General features: G+C 66.2%; 18 protein-coding genes. 8 read left to right on the top strand and 10 right to left on the bottom strand.

Annotated elements, in window-relative coordinates; translation table 11 throughout:
• Nucleotides 1-35: 35 nt before the first annotated feature.
• Nucleotides 36-743, bottom strand: coding sequence for a DUF1294 domain-containing protein (locus tag P5703_RS02330; RefSeq protein ID WP_151320302.1), 708 nt, complete (start codon nucleotides 741-743; stop codon nucleotides 36-38).
• 132 nt (nucleotides 744-875) lie between these two features.
• Between P5703_RS02330 and P5703_RS02325 the strand changes: the two genes are divergently transcribed.
• Nucleotides 876-1,709, top strand: coding sequence for an NYN domain-containing protein (locus P5703_RS02325; RefSeq protein WP_013984021.1), 834 nt, complete (start codon nucleotides 876-878; stop codon nucleotides 1,707-1,709).
• A gap of 6 nt (nucleotides 1,710-1,715) precedes the next feature.
• Here the strand turns inward: P5703_RS02325 and P5703_RS02320 are convergent, their stop codons facing one another.
• Nucleotides 1,716-3,116, bottom strand: a complete 1,401-nt coding sequence (locus P5703_RS02320) for a diguanylate cyclase (RefSeq protein WP_037004340.1) — start codon at nucleotides 3,114-3,116, stop codon at nucleotides 1,716-1,718.
• 217 nt (nucleotides 3,117-3,333) lie between these two features.
• Here P5703_RS02320 and P5703_RS02315 point away from each other — a divergent pair, with 217 nt between their 5' ends.
• Nucleotides 3,334-3,720 (top strand): hypothetical protein, encoded by a 387-nt coding sequence (locus tag P5703_RS02315; RefSeq protein ID WP_013984023.1) that lies wholly within the window; start codon nucleotides 3,334-3,336, stop codon nucleotides 3,718-3,720.
• A gap of 12 nt (nucleotides 3,721-3,732) precedes the next feature.
• Here the strand turns inward: P5703_RS02315 and P5703_RS02310 are convergent, their stop codons facing one another.
• Genes P5703_RS02310 through P5703_RS02285 form a run of 6 tightly spaced genes read right to left on the bottom strand, consistent with a single transcriptional unit; the run spans nucleotide 3,733 to nucleotide 9,879 of the window.
• Complete coding sequence (locus P5703_RS02310) at nucleotides 3,733-4,659, bottom strand: ABC transporter permease (protein WP_125919297.1); 927 nt, start codon at nucleotides 4,657-4,659, stop codon at nucleotides 3,733-3,735.
• Nucleotides 4,659-5,795, bottom strand: a complete 1,137-nt coding sequence (locus tag P5703_RS02305) for an ABC transporter permease (RefSeq protein WP_125883083.1) — start codon at nucleotides 5,793-5,795, stop codon at nucleotides 4,659-4,661. The genes P5703_RS02310 and P5703_RS02305 overlap by 1 nt, the downstream gene beginning before the upstream one ends.
• A complete protein-coding gene (locus P5703_RS02300) occupies nucleotides 5,788-7,365 on the bottom strand; it encodes an ABC transporter ATP-binding protein (RefSeq protein WP_285585443.1) in 1,578 nt (525 codons plus the stop codon). Before P5703_RS02300 ends, P5703_RS02305 begins: the two co-directional genes overlap by 8 nt.
• Nucleotides 7,362-8,459: a BMP family ABC transporter substrate-binding protein gene (locus P5703_RS02295; protein WP_285585441.1), complete on the bottom strand. Its 1,098-nt coding sequence runs from the start codon at nucleotides 8,457-8,459 to the stop codon at nucleotides 7,362-7,364. Before P5703_RS02295 ends, P5703_RS02300 begins: the two co-directional genes overlap by 4 nt.
• 26 nt (nucleotides 8,460-8,485) lie before the next feature.
• Nucleotides 8,486-8,872, bottom strand: a complete 387-nt coding sequence (locus P5703_RS02290) for a VOC family protein (RefSeq protein WP_125865855.1) — start codon at nucleotides 8,870-8,872, stop codon at nucleotides 8,486-8,488.
• The gene (locus tag P5703_RS02285; RefSeq protein WP_125865856.1) at nucleotides 8,869-9,879 is read right to left on the bottom strand and encodes an isopenicillin N synthase family dioxygenase; all 1,011 of its coding nucleotides are present in this window, start codon (nucleotides 9,877-9,879) and stop codon (nucleotides 8,869-8,871) included. The genes P5703_RS02290 and P5703_RS02285 overlap by 4 nt, the downstream gene beginning before the upstream one ends.
• Before the next feature lie 579 nt (nucleotides 9,880-10,458).
• Between P5703_RS02285 and P5703_RS02280 the strand changes: the two genes are divergently transcribed.
• Complete coding sequence (locus P5703_RS02280) at nucleotides 10,459-10,914, top strand: DUF2231 domain-containing protein (protein WP_013984030.1); 456 nt, start codon at nucleotides 10,459-10,461, stop codon at nucleotides 10,912-10,914.
• Nucleotides 10,911-12,206, top strand: coding sequence for a PQQ-dependent sugar dehydrogenase (locus tag P5703_RS02275; protein WP_011914609.1), 1,296 nt, complete (start codon nucleotides 10,911-10,913; stop codon nucleotides 12,204-12,206). Before P5703_RS02280 ends, P5703_RS02275 begins: the two co-directional genes overlap by 4 nt.
• A 52-nt stretch (nucleotides 12,207-12,258) precedes the next feature.
• Here the strand turns inward: P5703_RS02275 and P5703_RS02270 are convergent, their stop codons facing one another.
• The gene (locus P5703_RS02270) at nucleotides 12,259-12,663 is read right to left on the bottom strand and encodes an SRPBCC family protein (protein ID WP_285585436.1); all 405 of its coding nucleotides are present in this window, start codon (nucleotides 12,661-12,663) and stop codon (nucleotides 12,259-12,261) included.
• Nucleotides 12,664-12,833: 170 nt separating this feature from the next.
• Here P5703_RS02270 and gloA2 point away from each other — a divergent pair, with 170 nt between their 5' ends.
• Together gloA2 and P5703_RS02260 are read left to right on the top strand one after the other, a co-directional pair.
• Nucleotides 12,834-13,226: an SMU1112c/YaeR family gloxylase I-like metalloprotein gene (gloA2, locus tag P5703_RS02265; protein WP_049340458.1), complete on the top strand. Its 393-nt coding sequence runs from the start codon at nucleotides 12,834-12,836 to the stop codon at nucleotides 13,224-13,226.
• A gap of 128 nt (nucleotides 13,227-13,354) precedes the next feature.
• A complete protein-coding gene (locus tag P5703_RS02260) occupies nucleotides 13,355-13,813 on the top strand; it encodes a hypothetical protein (protein ID WP_014597721.1) in 459 nt (152 codons plus the stop codon).
• 42 nt (nucleotides 13,814-13,855) lie between these two features.
• Here the strand turns inward: P5703_RS02260 and P5703_RS02255 are convergent, their stop codons facing one another.
• Nucleotides 13,856-14,314 carry a carboxymuconolactone decarboxylase family protein gene (locus tag P5703_RS02255; RefSeq protein WP_049340457.1) on the bottom strand — a complete coding sequence of 153 codons (459 nt, stop codon included), beginning with the start codon at nucleotides 14,312-14,314 and terminating at the stop codon, nucleotides 13,856-13,858.
• A gap of 94 nt (nucleotides 14,315-14,408) precedes the next feature.
• Between P5703_RS02255 and P5703_RS02250 the strand changes: the two genes are divergently transcribed.
• Both P5703_RS02250 and P5703_RS02245 read left to right on the top strand, forming a co-directional pair.
• Nucleotides 14,409-15,215 carry a helix-turn-helix transcriptional regulator gene (locus P5703_RS02250; RefSeq protein WP_285585435.1) on the top strand — a complete coding sequence of 269 codons (807 nt, stop codon included), beginning with the start codon at nucleotides 14,409-14,411 and terminating at the stop codon, nucleotides 15,213-15,215.
• A gap of 159 nt (nucleotides 15,216-15,374) precedes the next feature.
• Nucleotides 15,375-16,364 carry a GlxA family transcriptional regulator gene (locus P5703_RS02245; RefSeq protein WP_014597723.1) on the top strand — a complete coding sequence of 330 codons (990 nt, stop codon included), beginning with the start codon at nucleotides 15,375-15,377 and terminating at the stop codon, nucleotides 16,362-16,364.
• Nucleotides 16,365-16,411 lie beyond the last annotated feature (47 nt).

The raw sequence follows: 16,411 nt of genomic DNA, 5'->3' as shown, positions 1-16,411 counted from the left end.
GCCCGAAAACCCGGCATTCGCCGGGCTTTTGCGTTTCAGAGCAGCCGCAGCAGCCAGTCCAGGCGCTCGCGGGTGAAGCCGCTGCCGATGAACAGCAGGTCGATCCAGAACGCCTGGTGCAGCACCACGATCAGCCAGAACAGCAGCTGGTAGCCGAGCTTGCGCGTCTTGTGACGAAAAACCTGCTGCGCCAGCAACGCACCCGGCCAGCCACCTGCCAGCTCGAAGAGATGCAGCGTGGTTTCCGGCGTGCGCCAGCGGTCCTTCAACGCGCTGTGCTTGTCGCGCCAGTAGAGAAAGAAGGTCAGCAGGCTGGCAACGGCATAGAGCGCCAGCGGCAACGCCGAGCCCAGCCGATGCAGGCTGCCCAGCAGCGGTAGCAGACAGAGCAGGGCGAACAGCGCCAGCTTGAGCGGGAGCTGCTGGACATTGCCCACAATCAGCCGCCGCGCAGGCCTGCCCCGCCCCGACTCGCGCTTGCCAGTCGAGTGCGAGCGGGCCGGCCGCTGACGAATCGCCGGCTGATCCAGCGTCAGCGGAGCATCCAGCCGCACATGCTCGGCTCGCAGACGGCCCTGCGCATCGCGCCCCGCCACGAAGAGCACCCGGTCGCCCACCAGCGGCCGGCGCTCACCATGCACTGCCGAGATATGCACGAACAGCTCTTCGCCGCCCTGCTCCGGACGAATGAAGCCGAAGCCCTTGTCGTCGTTCCAGCTTTTCAGCGTACCCCGTCGTTCCATGCCCGAGCCCGAGAGTGCAAAGCGCGCATGCTAACCGAGCAGGCGACGCTCGGCATCCGCGCGGCAGGTCGCTATGGCCACGGCATGGCGGTCGGCGTTATGGTCGGGTGATCATCAGCCCAGGGATGAACCATGGCCAGCAAGCCCAGCAGTGCGAACAAGCAGAAACACCTCGCGGTTCTGATCGACGCCGACAACGCGCCGGCGGCCATCGTCGAAGGCCTGTTCGAGGAGATTGCCAAGTACGGCGTCGCCAGCGTCAAGCGCATCTATGGCGACTGGACCAAACCCAACCTCGGCAGCTGGAAGAAGGTGCTGCTCGACCACTCGATCCAGCCGATCCAGCAGTTCGCCTACACCTCCGGCAAGAACGCCACTGACAGTTCGCTGATCATCGACGCCATGGACCTGCTCTACACCCGGCGCTTCGACGGCTTCTGCCTGGTTTCCAGCGACAGCGACTTCACCCGCCTGGCCGCACGCATCCGCGAGGAAGGCCTGACGGTGTATGGCTTCGGCGAACAGAAGACGCCCTCGCCGTTCGTCTCGGCGTGCGACAAGTTCATCTATACCGAGATCCTGCGCGCCGACGCGGCCAAGGCCAGCGTCGAGCCGCCGACGCCGGAGAAACTCGCCGCAGCCGCCGCGCAGGTCGAGGAAGGCGCAGCCAGGCCGGCACGCACCAGCGACAAGGGCGAGGCGATCAAGTGCCAGCAGGTGCCGGTGGACTTCATCGCCAAGATTCTCGACGACCTGACCGAGGAGGACGACTGGATCCAGCTCGGCACGCTCGGGCAGAACATCAGCAAGCTGCGCCCGGCCTTCGATCCTCGCCTGTACGGCTGCAGGAAGCTCAGCGACCTGATCGCCGGCCAGCCCAAGCGCTTCGACCTGGAGTCCCGCGGCAGTAGTGCCACCGGCGGCAAGGACCTCTACGTGCGCTTGCGCAAGCCCGCCAAGCACTAGCGCGCTTCAACTCGGCTGCGCGTCGGCCGCCAGCCAGCAGACACGGTCGCGGCCTTCATGCTTGGCCCGGTACAGCGCGGCGTCGGCGCGGCGCAGCAGGCTGTCCGGCGTGTCGCTCGGGCTCAGCTCGGCGACACCGGCGCTGAGGGTCTGACTGACGCCGGTGGCGAAGGGAAATGCCCGCGCCTGCTCACACAGACGTTCGGCGAACTGCACCGCCTGCGGGCCGCTGGTTTCCGGGCAGAGAACCAGAAACTCCTCACCGCCCCAGCGCCCCACCGCATCGCTGCCGCGCAGGCAGTCGTCCAGCAGCGCGGCGAAGTCCCGAAGCACGCGGTCACCCATCTGGTGGCCGAAGTCGTCATTGATGCGCTTGAAGTGATCGATATCCAGCATGACGATCGACAACGGTCGGCGATAGCGCCGCGCCTGCTCCAGCGCCGTGGCGAAGCGCCGATCCAGCGCCGCGCGGTTGGCCAGCCCGGTAAGCGAGTCGGTCTGCGACTTGATGCGCAGCTGATCGTTGAGCCGGCGCAAGCGCCTGATCCAGAACAGACTCGTCAGCAGCATCGCCGAGAAAACCACCACCACCTGCATGAGCAACCGGTAGTCGGTGCCGGACTCGACGAGGATGGGCGCATGGCGGTTGGCGATCTGATGCAGCTCTACCGGTGTGATGGTGGCAATCGCCTTGTTCAGGATATCGCGCAGCACCGGCTCGCTCTTCAGCACTCCGATCCGAAACTGGTTGTCGAGGCTGGCCACTTGCCCGGCGATCTTCAGGTTGAACCAGCCTTCGCGGCGAATGGTGTAGGCGGCCACGGTCAGCGAGCGCACCGTCAGGTCGGCCTTGCGCTCGTTCACCAGCGCCAGTGCCTGGGCATCCGTCTCGGTGCTGATGACGTGCAACCGGGGGAAGTCGCGCCGCACGCTTTCCTCGATGAACGTGCCGGACGGCAGCGCCACCGTTGCGTTTTCCAGGGCGGACAGATCGGCCACGTACGGGTGGTCTTCCCGTGCGATCACCACGTTGGCGTCGGTAAACAGCGGCTGGGTGAAGATCAGCCAGGCATCACGCACGGGCGTCTGGTTGAGAAAGCTGAGCAGCTGGCATCGACCAGCCTGGGAAAAGGCGACCGACTGGCCCCAGTCACTGGTCGGCACGATATCCAGCTGCAGGCCTGACCGCTGCGCAACGAGCCGCAGCAGATCGGCTGCGATTCCCTCGTGCTCGCCGCGCGCATTGAGCATTTCGAACGGCAGCCAGTCGGGGTCGACACAGATGCTGACCGAACGATTGGCAGCCAGCCATTCGCGTTCGGCCGCGTTGAGATCGAGCGCCACATCAGCCGTTGCTGCTGCACCACCTGCAAACGCCAGCAACGCCAGAAGCAGATACCTAGTCACTTCAGCCACCCTCGGAGGAGCGCACGTAACATTGGCGACGGATACAGTTCAACACGACGCTAATGGCACGGCAAGGAAAGTCATGGCAATGAGCTATCACATATCGTGCCAAACGGTTTTTTGACGCTAGAAAATCATTTGCAATCATTCCTTGGCGCAACGATCGAACCGAGGGCGGATGCGCTCTTCTAAAGGGGACCGATTAATGGAGGTTTCCATGAGCAAGCAGCTACTACTCGCCTGCGGCCTGGCGATTTGCGTGCCGGCAGCGCTGGCGCAGACGCCGCAGCCAGAGATCATCACCCACCTCAACGGCCTGGACGTCGAGATCAGCCCAATGGGTGTGCCAGCCAAGTCCGAGGGTGTGGAGGGCGAACTGCTCGGCGTACGCGCGGTGAAGGTGATGAACCGTACCGGCGGCCAGATTTCCTGCGAATTCCACGTTCCAGCCGAAGCGCGCTCGGATACCTCGGCCTCGCCGGTGTTCACCGTCGCGCCAAATACCCAGCGTACCGAACGCGTGCCAGGCGACTATTCGCCCGACCAGCCCTACGCGGAGATCACCTGCCGTTCCAGCGACCAGAGCCAGAACCAGGCGCAATAATCCGTATGGCTTTCAGCGGCGCTCCTCGCGGATAAAGGGAATGCCCAGCGCGCCCGGCTGGTTGCCGGTGGCGTGCTTGCCGCTGGCAACCCAGATCATCACCGCCAGGGTCACCGCGTAGGGCGTCATCAGCACGAAGTACTGCGGCAGGCGCACGCCAGCGGCGGCCAGCTGCGGGATCAGCGCCTCGATGCAGCCGAACAGCAGCGCTCCGGCCAGCGCCTTCCAGGGTGACCAGCGGGCGAAGATCACCAGCGCCACGGCGATCCAGCCGCGGCCGCCGGTCATGTCGGCGATCCACAGTTTGGTGCTGAGCAGCGAGATATAGCCTCCTGCCAGACCGATCAGCGCCGCACCGGCGAGGACCGCTGCCAGCCGGTATCCGAGCACGGAAATGCCCGCGGCATCCGCCGCCTGCGGGTTCTCCCCCACCGCGCGCAGGCGCAGGCCCGTGGTGCTGCGGGTGAGAAACCAGACCACGGCGAGCACGATCAGCGGCGTCATGAACACCAGCGGGTTCTGCACGAAGAGCTTGCCCAGCAGCGGCAGCTCCGACAGCGGCCACAGCTCGACCGCGCCCAGCCCCTTGACCGGCTTGTTGGTCCAGTCCAGCAGGGTGCCGAGCAAGCCGGTCAGGCCCTGGCAGAAAAACACCAGCGCCAGGCCGGCTATCACCTGATTGATGCGCAGCACCAGCACCATCAGCGCGAACAGCAGCGACACCACCGCCGCCGCGCCCATCGCCATCAGCAGCGAAGTGCCGTGGCTGCCGAGCGCCAGTTGCGCGCCAATCCCGGCCAACGCGCCGACCAGCATCAGCCCTTCGGCGCCCAGCGCCAGGACGCCAGCGCGCTCGGTAAGGATCAGCCCCAGCGCCGCGAGAGCGAAAGGTACGGCGAAGTCCGGCGTGTTGCCGAGCCAGTTGGCGATCATGTCCATCAGCTTTCGCCTCCCTGAACGCGGCGGATACGGTGGCGGATAAAGAAATCCGAGGAGGCGACGCAGATGACCAGGATCGCCTGGATCAACTGCACCATGGAAAACGGAATTTGATAGAACACCTGCAGGCTGCGCCCGGCGACGAAGAGCATCGCCATCAACAGCGCCACCACCAGCGCCGCTACCGGGTTGTTGCGCGCAAGGAAGGCGATGAGGATGCCGGAGAAGCCGTAGCCCTGATAGAACGACTGGGTCAGCCGCCCCTCCTGCCCCGCCGTAACGAGAAACCCGGCAATCCCGGCCATGGCGCCGGAAATCAAAACCGTGCCGATGATCATCTTCTGCACCGGCACGCCCACCGCGCCGGCCACTCGCGGGTTGGCATCGACAAAGCGCAGGTACAGCCCGGCGCGGGAGATGCCGAGGAACCACAGCGCCAGCAGCGCGACGACCACCGCCAGCGGCACCGCCGCGCTGATGCCATCGAACAGTTCGGGCAAGCGCTCGAACGGCTGGAACTGCGGCGAATAGGGGAACGAGCTCCTCGGGTCTTTCCAGCTGCCGTACAGCAGGTGCAGCAGGAAATTGATCGCCAGGTAGTTGAGCATCAACGTCGAGATGATCTCGTTGACCTTAAGCCGCAGCTTGAGCACCACCGGCGCCAGCGCCCAGGCGAGGCCACAGCCAATTGCCGCGGCGAGCATCAGCGGCAGGCGCAGCGCCGGCGGGCCGATCTCGAACAGCGAAATCGCCGTGGCACCGATGGCGCCCCAGATCATCTGGCCTTCCAGACCCAGATTCCAGAACTTGGCGCGAAAGGCCATGCAACCGGCCAGGCCGACGAGAATCATTGGCGAGGCCTGAAACAGCACGGCCTTCAGGCTCTGCGCATCGAATACCGTGAGGATGACAAACTCGTTGAGCAGCTCGCCGGCCGGTACGCCAGCGGCGACCAGTATTGCCGCGGAAATGCCCAGCCCCAGCAACAGGGCAAGGCCGATGATCAAAGCCTGCCAGTGCCAGGCCAGTTGCTGGCGGATCTCCAGCGCATAACGCCGCGACAGCAGCGGCGGCTTGGGCTGCTTCGCGGCCTGCCTGGCCTGCTCGAGCATCATTGGGCGTACCTGTTCATTCATGGTCTGCCCCTTCAGCTGTTGGATTTGCGAGGCCCTGCTCGTCGTGACTGACCATCGCCCTACCGATGGCCTGACGATCCGCCGGCCGGTCGAACTCGGCAACGATCCGGCCGGCGTTCATCACACCGATGCGATCGGCCAGGGCCAGCACCTCATCGAGGTCTTCACTGATCACCAGCACCGCGGCACCGGCATCCCGGGCAGCGCGCAGGCGGGCATGTACCGCGGCGGTGGCGCGCACGTCGAGGCCGCGGCTGGGGCTGTGTACCAGCACCAGTTGCGGGTCACGGGAGAACTCTCGGGCGATGACCAGCTTCTGTGCGTTGCCGCCGGAGAGCAGCGCGGCCTTCTGTTTCAGCGAGCGCACGCCCTGCACATCGAAACCTGCCACCGCCTCGGCGGCCTCCGCCTCCAGACGCTTGCGCCGCAGGTTGAAGAACGAGCCGTAGCGTCCGCTGTGGATCTGCCCGACGCCGAAGTTCTCGGCCACCGACAGCTCGCCGGCCAGGGCCGTGCCGTAGCGGTCTGCGGGGATCGCAGCGATGCGAAGCTCGCGGCGCTGCTCCGGGCTGGCCCGACGCAGGTCGCCGAAGCCGGCCAGCTCGATCTCGCCCTCGCACTGCTCAGGCAGGCCCATCAGCGCGTTGGCCAGCTCGCTCTGGCCGTTGCCGCCCACACCGGCGATGCCGTAGATCTCGCCGGCACGCAGGCTCAGCGTCACGCCATTGAGCGCGCCACGGCTGCCCGCGCCTGACGATCTGAGACCACGTACCTGCAGCCGCACCTCACCCGGCGCCGCCGGCTGGTACTCGCTGGCCGGCGCGGATTCGCCCACAGTCAGGCGCACCAGTTCGGGTACCGAGACCGTTCGCGGATCCAGGGTCTGGATGGTGCGCCCGCCACGCATCACGGTGACACGGTCGGCGAAGCGCTTCACATCACTCATCTTGTGAGTGACCAGGATCACCGCGGCACCCTGGCGGGCAAAGGCGCGCACCGTCTCCAGCAGGCGTTCGGCTTCCTGATCGGTGAGTACCGCCGTTGGCTCGTCGAGGATCAGGATCCGCGCGCCCGCCAGCAGCACCTTGAGAATTTCCACCCGCTGCTGCTCGGCCACGGAAAGCGACTCGGTGACCTTGCGCGGGTCTATGCTGAAACCCAGCTCCGCCGCCTTGTCAGCGATCCGCTGCTCCAGGGCGGCAAGACGTTGGCGATGGCTGCCGGCAAAGGCGTGATTACCCGGCCCCTCCGGCAGCGCCAACTGGATGTTCTCGGCCACGGTGAAGGGTTTCACCAGCTTGAAGTGCTGGTGAACCATGCCGATGTGGTAGCGGCTCGCATCCCGCGGTCCGCTCAAGCGCACCGGGTTGTCGTCGATCAGCAGCGATCCGCTTTCCGGTGCGTAGAGGCCGGCAGCGATGTTCATCAGCGAGGATTTGCCCGCGCCGTTCTCGCCGAGCAGCGCATGCACCTCGCCCCACCTGGCGGTGAAGTCCGCCTGGGACAGGGCCATGAAGCCGTCGAACGACTTGCTGACTCCGGAGAGCTGGATCGCGTTGAGGTTGCTCATTGCTGGGTGATCACTCCCTTGACGAACCAGTCCATCTGCCACAGCTCGGGGTCGGCCATCACCTCGCCAGCGGCGATGCGCTCGGTTCCGTCACGATCCAGCATCGGCCCGGCGTAGATCTGCTTCTCGCCTTTCAGCAACGCTTCGCGGGCGGCCATGATCTTCGCCTTGTCCGCTTCGGAGACCGCCGGGCCACAGCAGGCTGCATCGGTACCGCCTTCGGCCATGGACAGCAGCGCGCCGTTCTCCGGCGGCGTCCAGTTGCCGGCGCTGATCTTCTTCAGCTCCGGCGCGAGGAACTTGTCCCAGACCCAAACCGAGGAACATACGGTGGCGTCCGGGGCAAACTCGCGCATGTCGCGATGGTGCCCGGTGCCGTGTACGCCACGCTCCTGAGCCACGATCTGCGGCGTCGGGCTGTCGACGTGCTGGCCGAGAACGTCGGCGCCGGCATCGATCAGCGCCATGGCGGCTGCGCGCTCCTTGACCGGGTCGTTCCAGGCGCCGGTGTAGACCACTGTGACGGTGGCGTCCGGGTTGATCTGCTGGGCGCCCAGGGCGAAGGCGTTGACCGTCCAGTTCACCTGACCAAAGGGATTGGCCGCGACAAAGCCGAGCTTGCCGGTCTTCGACGCCGCGCCGGCGGCCATGCCGCACAGGTACTGGCTTTCGTAGGTGCGCCCGTAGAAGGATTCGAGGTTGGCGCTGTTGGTGGTGCCCGAGCCGTTGAGGAAGGCCACGTCCGGATACTTGTCGGCCAGCTCCTTGAAGGTGTCGGAATAGCCGAAGGCGGTGCCGATGATGACGTTGGCGCCGCGCTGGATCAGCCGGTCCACTGCCGGGCGGATCGATGAAGCGTTCTCCGGCACGCTTTCGACGTACTGGATCTTGGTATCCAGCTCGGCTTCGAGCTTCTGCCGCGCCTCGTCGAAGGCCTGGGTCCAGCCACCGTCATTGCGCGGGCTGATGTAGAGCATGGCGATCTTCGCCGGTTTATCGAGGGTCAGCCCTTCCTGCGCCGAGGCGACGCCAAGAGTGGTCGCCAGGCCGAAAGCCACCGCCGCACACAAGGTCCGTTTCATCTGTTTGAGCATTTTGGGTCTTCCTGAGGGTTGGCACGTCAAAGCATGTGGTTGATGCGAAACACGTTGTCTTCCGGGTCCAGCAGCACCGCCTGATACCAGTGGTAATAGGTCTCGTAGGGCGCCTTGATCAGCCGCGCGCCCATGGCGACGGCGATGGGTACCAGCCGCTCGACCTGGTCTTTCGAATCGACGTCGATGTTCAGCAGGAACTTGCAGCCGCGGGCGTCGGCGAATGCGTCCAGCTGCAGCAGCTCGTAGGCTTCCGGCGCGTTGAAGCCGATGCAGCTCTTGCCGGTATCCAGCCCGCGAAAGATCGGCGAGGCGATCTCGGGGATGTTCCTGAAGCCGAACAGCTCGCGGTAGAAGCCGCTCAGCGCCTCGATGTCCCGGGCGAAGACGTTGACGTAGGACAGCGTGCTCATGCGACCTCCAGGCCTTTGCCGAAGGTGGTCTGCTTGACGAACTTGGAGAGCAGGTTGCCGCCGGAGGTGACCGGCGCATGACGTGGCGGATTGGTCGCGCTGCAGCAGCCCGGCAGGCATTCGATCAAGGCGTCGTAGTTGGGTTGGTGGAAGAACACCAGCGACTGGCGGCCGTTGTCCGCGGGGCTGTCGGCCGGCGGGTTGACCACCCGGTGCAGCGTGGAAATCCACTGATCATTGGTCCACTGCATCATCAGGTCGCCGATGTTCACGGCGAAGCCGCCCTCCACGTAGGGCACGTCCACCCACTCGCCCTGGCGGTTGCGCGCCTGCAGGCCGCCGAGAGCGTTGTCCGGCTTGACGATGGTCAGGCTGCCGTAATCGGTGTGGGCGCCGGCGCGCATCTGCCCCGGCTCCACCGCGCCCTTCAGGTCCGGGTAGCTGAGGCTGCGGAACATGCTGATGTGCTTGTCGATCTTGTCGTCGAAGAAGGTCTCCGGCAGGTCCAGCGCCAGGGCGAAGATGCGCATCAGCGACTGCGCCAGCGTGCTCATGGCGGCGAAGTACTCGCGATAGGCCTGCTCGAAGCCCGCGATGCCGCTGGGCCAGACGTTCGGTGCGAAATGCGGGCCGGCGGCGGCGCAGCGGAAATAGGGCTCGTCCGGTACGTCGCTGGGGCCGATGGAAAAGGACTCCTTCAGGTCACCCGGGGCCGCCTCTTCGAGCGAATAGGACAGGCTCTCCTCGGCCACTGCGCTGTAGCCGCGCACCATGTCCGGGCTGGGCCGGTCGACCTTGCGCTTCTCGGCCAGCGGCAAGGCGAAGAACTGCCGTGTCAGCCGCGACACCCGCTCGATCAATTCGGTAGGAATCTGATGGTTGGTGATGACCAGAAAGCCAATGTCGCGACAGGCCTGGTCCACGGCGCGGGCGACTTGCAGCTTGCCCTCCGGCGTGCCGGCGAAATACGGCGCCAGGTCGATGATGGGAACGTATTGCAGAGTCATGGGTGACGCACTCCTCTGACGCAAGGCGGGTAACGAGCGCGTCGCCGATGGCGCGGGCGCTTCTCTGTATGCGTGACGCCGCCGCCCGCGTGCACGCCGGGCGACGGGGGAGGAGAGAGCAGAAAGCGTGCCACTGGATCGAAGCGCTTATGGATCAGGGACTTGGCGTCGCGCCAGAGAAAAACCGGATCAAATGGTCCGCTTCGGAGCACTTGGTTTGTGCGTCAGGCACGAAAAGCGGGCGGCCGAGGTGCGCCGGACTGAAGGTCGCAGCGAGGCGAATCGGCAGCCAGGCGGGCGACGGCGCGAGGCAAGCTGCAACATTTCATTTCGTCGCCAGCACCGCAGCACACGGATGCTCGAACGACCGAATCGGGGGGCATCCCTGCGCTCCTTGCCGTTCCGCGGCGCCGCAGCCTCCACGCCGCGCCATGCCCCGCCGCCTACACGCGCACTTGAATGCCCGTCGGCAGTGAACTAACGACGCAGCGTCGCGATCCCCTTTTAAGCACAGTCAGAGCGATCCGGGCCGGCAGCGCGCCGCGCAGGTCCGGTCTCAAGCGATGAGGAGCCCCTTCCGTGACCGTTATCACCCACCGCACGCAAACCACCCAGACCACCCACAGCGTCTCCCGCCACGTACCGAACCCCGTGCACGCGACCCTGCTCGCCGGCTCGGTCCCGCTGTTTCTCGGGGCCATGCTGAGCGATATCGCCTACTTCAAGACCTACGAGATCCAATGGAGCAACTTCTCCGCCTGGCTGATCGCCGGCGGGCTGGTGTTCTGTGGCCTGGCGCTGCTGTTCGCGCTGGCGAACCTGATCGGCGCGCGGCACAAGCAGGGGCGACCGCTGATCTATTTCGCACTACTGCTGGCCACCTGGGTGCTGGGCTTTTTCAACGCCCTGGAACACGCCAAGGATGCCTGGGCGACCATGCCCCAAGGGCTGGTGCTTTCGGTGATCGTCACCCTGCTGGCCTGCGCGGCCAGCTGGATCGGCCTGAGCAACCTGCGCTCGGGAGGTGAAGCATGAAGCACTCGAGCGCATTGACCACCCTGGCCATGGCTGCCCTGCTCAGCGGCTGCGGCGGTGAAGAGCAGAACGCTGCCCAGCATTACGGACCCGATCCCAAGCTGCCCGAACCGGAGCGTGGGCTGCTGCCGAGCATGAAGATCGCCGAGCCAACCCCCTGGGGCGATCAGCTACCCACCGTGCCGGACGGTTTCAGCGTGACGGCAATTGCCACCGATCTGAAGATCCCCCGCCAGACGCTGGTGCTGCCCAACGGCGACATCCTGGTGGCCGAAGGCCGCGGCGGCAATGCACCCAAGCTCAAGCCCAAGGACGTGATCGCCGACGTGATCAAGGCACGCGGCACCACCTCGGTGGAGAGCGGCGACCGCGTCACTCTGCTGCGCGACGCCGATGGCGACGGCGAGTACGAGCTGCAGACGGTGTTCGCCGAGGATCTCAACGCCCCCTACGGGCTGGCGTTCCACGACGGTAACCTCTACGTTGCCAATCAGGACGCGCTGGTGCGCTTCGACTATCAGGACGGCCAGACCGAGGCCAGCGGCCCGCCGACCCAGGTGGCCGAACTGCCCTCCGAGATCAATCACCACTGGACCAAGGCGCTGACCATCAGCCCCGATGGTCAGTACCTCTATGTCGGCATCGGCTCCAACAGCAACATCACCGAGCGCGGCATGGAAGCCGAGATCGACCGCGCCATGGTCTGGCAGATCAACGCGGAAACCGGCGCCTACAAGCCCTACGCCACCGGCCTGCGCAACCCGACCGCGCTGGCGATCCAGCCAGGCTCGGGGCAGCTCTGGGCGGTGGTCAACGAGCGCGACGAACTGGGAGAAGACCTGGTGCCGGATTATCTGACGTCGGTCAAGGAAGGCGGCTTCTACGGCTGGCCTTACGCCTACTGGGGCCAGAACGTCGATGACCGCGTGCGCCCGCAGGACCCGGACAAGGTCGCCGCCAGCATCACGCCGGACTACGCCCTGGGCTCGCACGTCGCCGCACTGGGCCTGGATTTTTCGTCCGACGTGATGGGCGAGCGCTTCGCCGAGGGTGTGTTCATCGGCGAGCACGGCAGCTGGAACCGCAAGGAACCGGTCGGCTACAAGGTGATCTTCGTCCCCTTCCAGAATGGCCGCCCCGCCGGCCAGCCGATCGACTTCGTCACCGGCTTTCGTACCGACGACGGCAAGACCCGCGGCCGCCCCGTCGGCGTGACGGTAGACCCGCGCGGCGCGCTGATCGTCGCCGATGACCTGGCCAACGTGGTGTGGCGAGTGACGCGGGAGCAGTGATGGACAGCCGGCCGGTGGCCAGGGTCACCGGCCGGTCTCATGCACCCTGAGCTCAGCCTGTCGCTGTGCCAAGCAGGCTCTTCAGCCGCTGCGGGTCGGCTTCGACCGCGAGCGCATCCGCCTCGAATTGCTCGTCGGTCATCCCCGGCTGGCGGAACAGACTGAAGACGAACTCACTGCCTTCGCCATACGGCATGACCCGCATGGGGTTGTGTACGGTCAGGCCCGACGCCAGCTCCACCTCGTGGTCCAGCACGCCCAGCGCATTGCGAGCGGCGAAGCGGATCGTCACCTGGCCGAACGGCGCATCCGCGATCCAGGCACCGCCCTGCTGCCTGACCTCGGAACGCGCCAGCCCCGCCGCCCACAAGGGAAGATTGCGCGGATCGGCGGCGAACTCATACACATCGTCCGAAGCTCGGGCGATAAACACACTGATATGGCGAACATGCTCCATGGTTCCTCCCGGCAGCTGCGCCCGAATGAACACAGCATCATAGAACCGCCTGTAGTATCAGGCGCAACAAACCCGATGATCGCCTTCATCGGCCTCGCCCGGCGACGCCCGAACCAGAACATCGCCCTGCCCTATCGGTCTGTACCGAACAACCGCCACTGGACAGCCCCATGCTCCGCTCCATCCACCATGCCGCGATCATCTGCTCCGACTATGCCGTGTCGAAGCGCTTCTACAGCGAGACCCTCGGCCTTGCAGTGCTCGCCGAGCATTACCGGGAATCACGGCAGTCCTACAAGCTCGACCTGGCGTTGCCGGACGGCGGGCAGATCGAACTGTTCTCCTTTCCCGATGCGCCGCCGCGTCCTTCGCGGCCGGAAGCGCAGGGGTTGCGGCATCTGGCGTTTGCGGTGGACGACGTCGCCGCCTGCAAGGCTCAACTGGAGGCGAAGGGCGTGGCCGTGGAGCCGATCCGGGTCGACGAGTACACGGGCCGCCGCTTTACCTTCTTTGCCGATCCGGACGGCCTGCCGCTGGAGCTGTACGAAAAGGCGTCGCGCTAGTTCGGCAGCCGACCCATCCTGGCGGAGCTGGAAGCGAGATCACCTTGTTTCCTCGGGCCGTCCTCGGCTAGGGTGCCGCCTCGAAGAAATCGCGGTCATCAGGAGCGTGCGGATTGAGCAGAACAGGGATGTTGGCGCTGGGGTTATCCCTGGCGCTATCGGCACAGGCGGCCGAGCGACAGGTCTATCTGGTGGCCACGGTGCAGCTGGACGGCTCCAGCCTGGCGCAGAGCATCTTCCTTCACGAGCCGCAGATCACCGAGCTGCAGGGCTGCCTCGACGCCGTGCGCGACGGGCAGAGCAAGCGTGACTGGCTCCTGTACCGGCACATCTTCCGCCGCGACCGCTTCAAGGGATTCTCCGGGCATATCCGCTACCAATGCGGCTACAGCGAGCAGCGCTTCAGCAGCTGGCACGACGGCCCGCGCTACAACAAGCCGTACCTGATTGGCGTGAACGACAACGCCGAGCTCAGGGTGGTGCGTACGCCCAGCCAGGCGCAGTGCATGACCCAGCTGCGCGCGCTGCCGGCGGCGCGGCAGGCTCAGAGCTTCTGTGCGATGGGCAACCAGGAACTGCAGCCGTGAACCGGAGCCGCCCGGCCAGCAGACCAGGCGGCACGCCATGCATCAGTCCGGCTGGTAACTGCCCGGCACCGGCGCGAAGGAGACGCCGAAGCGGTTCCAGGCGTTGATGGTGGCGATGGCCAGCGTCAGGTTGGCGAGCTGGGCTTCGGAAAACTGCTCGCGCACCTCCTCGAACAGCTGCTGCGACACACCCTGGGGCAACAGGGTGTTGGCCTCGGCCCAGGCCAGCGCGGCACGCTCGCGGTCGCTGAAGAACGGGGTTTCGCGCCAGGCACTCAGGGCATAGATGCGCTGCTCGGTTTCGCCCAGGACACGGGCGTCCTTGGTGTGCATGTCGAGGCAATAGGCGCACCCGTTGATCTGCGAGACGCGGATCTTGACCAGCTCCATCAGCGGCTTGTCGACGCCATCCTCGCGGCGGCTCTGCCGTGCCAGGTAGGTTTCCAGCCCGATCATTGCCGTCATCACGTCGGGGGCGGCGGCCTGGTAATTCATACGCATGGTGGTCACTCCTTGGTTTGAATGTGCAACCCAGGCTACGCAGCCGCCGCGCTGCGCTATTGTAGATTTTCGACATCCTCCTACGGCGCTTGCCATGACCCAGTCCCTGCACGAACGTCTGCCCTGCCTGCAGGGCTTCGTTGCCCGCCCGCCGAGCCCGGCGTTGGCGGCGTACGTGCAGCGTTTCTGGTGGATGGAAGGTGACGGTTCGCAGGTCTACGACGAACAGCTGCTGCACCCGGACGGCGGCAGTGGCGTGATCTTCAACTTCGCCGATCCGCTGAGTTTCGATGGCACGCTACGCGGGCCGCGGGCGCTGATCGCGGGTCCGCAGCTGGCCAGCACCCGCCTGCAGCTGGCCGGCCAGGTCAGGCTGATGGGGGTGCGTTTTCGCCCCGGCATGGGCGCTGCGGTATTCGGCATCGGCCTCGATGAGCTTCACGGGTTTCAGGAGGCCGACTGGCCCCGGCTGGGCCTGGCGCATCTGGTCGATCGGCTGGCCGAGCTGGAGCGGGACGCGCAGCAGGCGGTGGTCGAACGCGAATTGCTCCGCCGGCTCGAGGAGATCCAGGCACGCCGCAACCCGGTGCAGCAGCTGCTCAACCGGATCGCGGCCAGCGAAGGCCGGGCGCGGCTGGCCGATCTGCTGCAGAGCGTACCGCTCGGCCAGCGCCAGCTGGAACGCCTGTTCCGCCATCAGGTGGGGCTGACACCCAAACAGTTCAGCCGCATCCAGCGCGTGGCCCTGGTGCGCAGGGAACTGCGCGCCGGAGAGGCACTGCTGGACACCGCCCTGGCCTGCGGCTACAGCGACCAGGCGCACTTCATCCACGACTTCAAGACCGTGGTCGGCATGACGCCGGGGCAGTATCGCTTGCGGATCAAGCGCAGCGGCGCCTGAAGCGCAGGCCGCCATCCACAAAAGTCGACTTTCGCGTTGCTGATCGCGCATGACCGCAGGTTCGCATGGCGCGATGTTGGCAAGATTCGCGGGAACCTTGTCATTGCGACAGCGGCGTCTCGGCAGCAGACTGCAGCCATCCACTCCGAGAGCTGCACCATGGACGCCACCCGCACCGTCGCCTGCCTGATCTACCCGGATGTGATGAGCCTGGACGTCACCGGCCCGATGCAGGTGTTCGCCTCGGCCAACGTCGAGCGACAGCGCCAGGGGCTGCCTCGTCATTACGAGCTGGTGCTGCTGGGCACCACGGCCGGCCCGGTCGTCACCTCGGCCGGGCTGAAGCTGGTGGCGGATGCCAGCTGGGCCGACTGCGATCCCGCCACGCTGGACACCCTGCTGATCCCCGGTGGCGTCGGCGTGGATGCGCAGTGGCGCGACCAAGCGCTGCTCGCCTGGCTGCGGGCCGCCGAACCCAGCGTGCGGCGCCTCGGCTCGGTCTGTTCCGGCGCGCTGATCCTGGCCGAGGCCGGGCTGTTCGACGGGCGCAAGGCGACCACGCACTGGGCGGACCTCGCGGCGCTGGGCGAGTACGCATCCATCGAGGTGCAGGGCGACCGGTTGCACACCTACGACCCGACCGATCCACAGGCGTCGCACCTGTTCAGCTCCGCGGGCGTCACCGCCGGCATCGACCTGGCGCTGGCCCTGGTGGAAGCCGATCTCGGCCGCGCACTGGCGCTGGCAGTCGCCCAGCGGCTGGTGATGTTCCTGCGCCGGCCCGGCGGGCAGACTCAGTTCAGCCCGATGCTGGCGGCGCCGAGCGGCAACGTGGCGCGCCTCGCCGCGCTGCTGGAATGGATTCCAGGGCATCTGGGCGACGACCTGTCCATCGAGGCGCTGGCCGCCCAGGCGCATATGACCCCACGCACGCTGTGCCGCCTGTTCAGCCAGGAAACCGGCATGGGCCCGGGCCAGTACATCGAACGGGTGCGCCTGGAAGCCGCGCGCAATCTGCTGCTCGACGCCCAGGCCTCGATCGCGACGGTGGCGCGGCTGACCGGCTTCGGCCATCCGGAAAACCTCCGGCGCAGCTTCCAGAAGCACCTGTCGGTCAGCCCGCGGGACTTTTACCAGCGCTTCGGCTGACCAACCGACCTCATTCACCGTTCCCAGCCCGCTCGGCATCTGGCCAG

The organism is Stutzerimonas sp. FeSN7, from assembly GCF_030263795.1.
Lineage (GTDB): Bacteria > Pseudomonadota > Gammaproteobacteria > Pseudomonadales > Pseudomonadaceae > Stutzerimonas > Stutzerimonas stutzeri.
The sequence above is the reverse complement of the archived record's forward strand: the minus strand, read 5'-3'. Positions and strand labels throughout refer to the sequence as shown.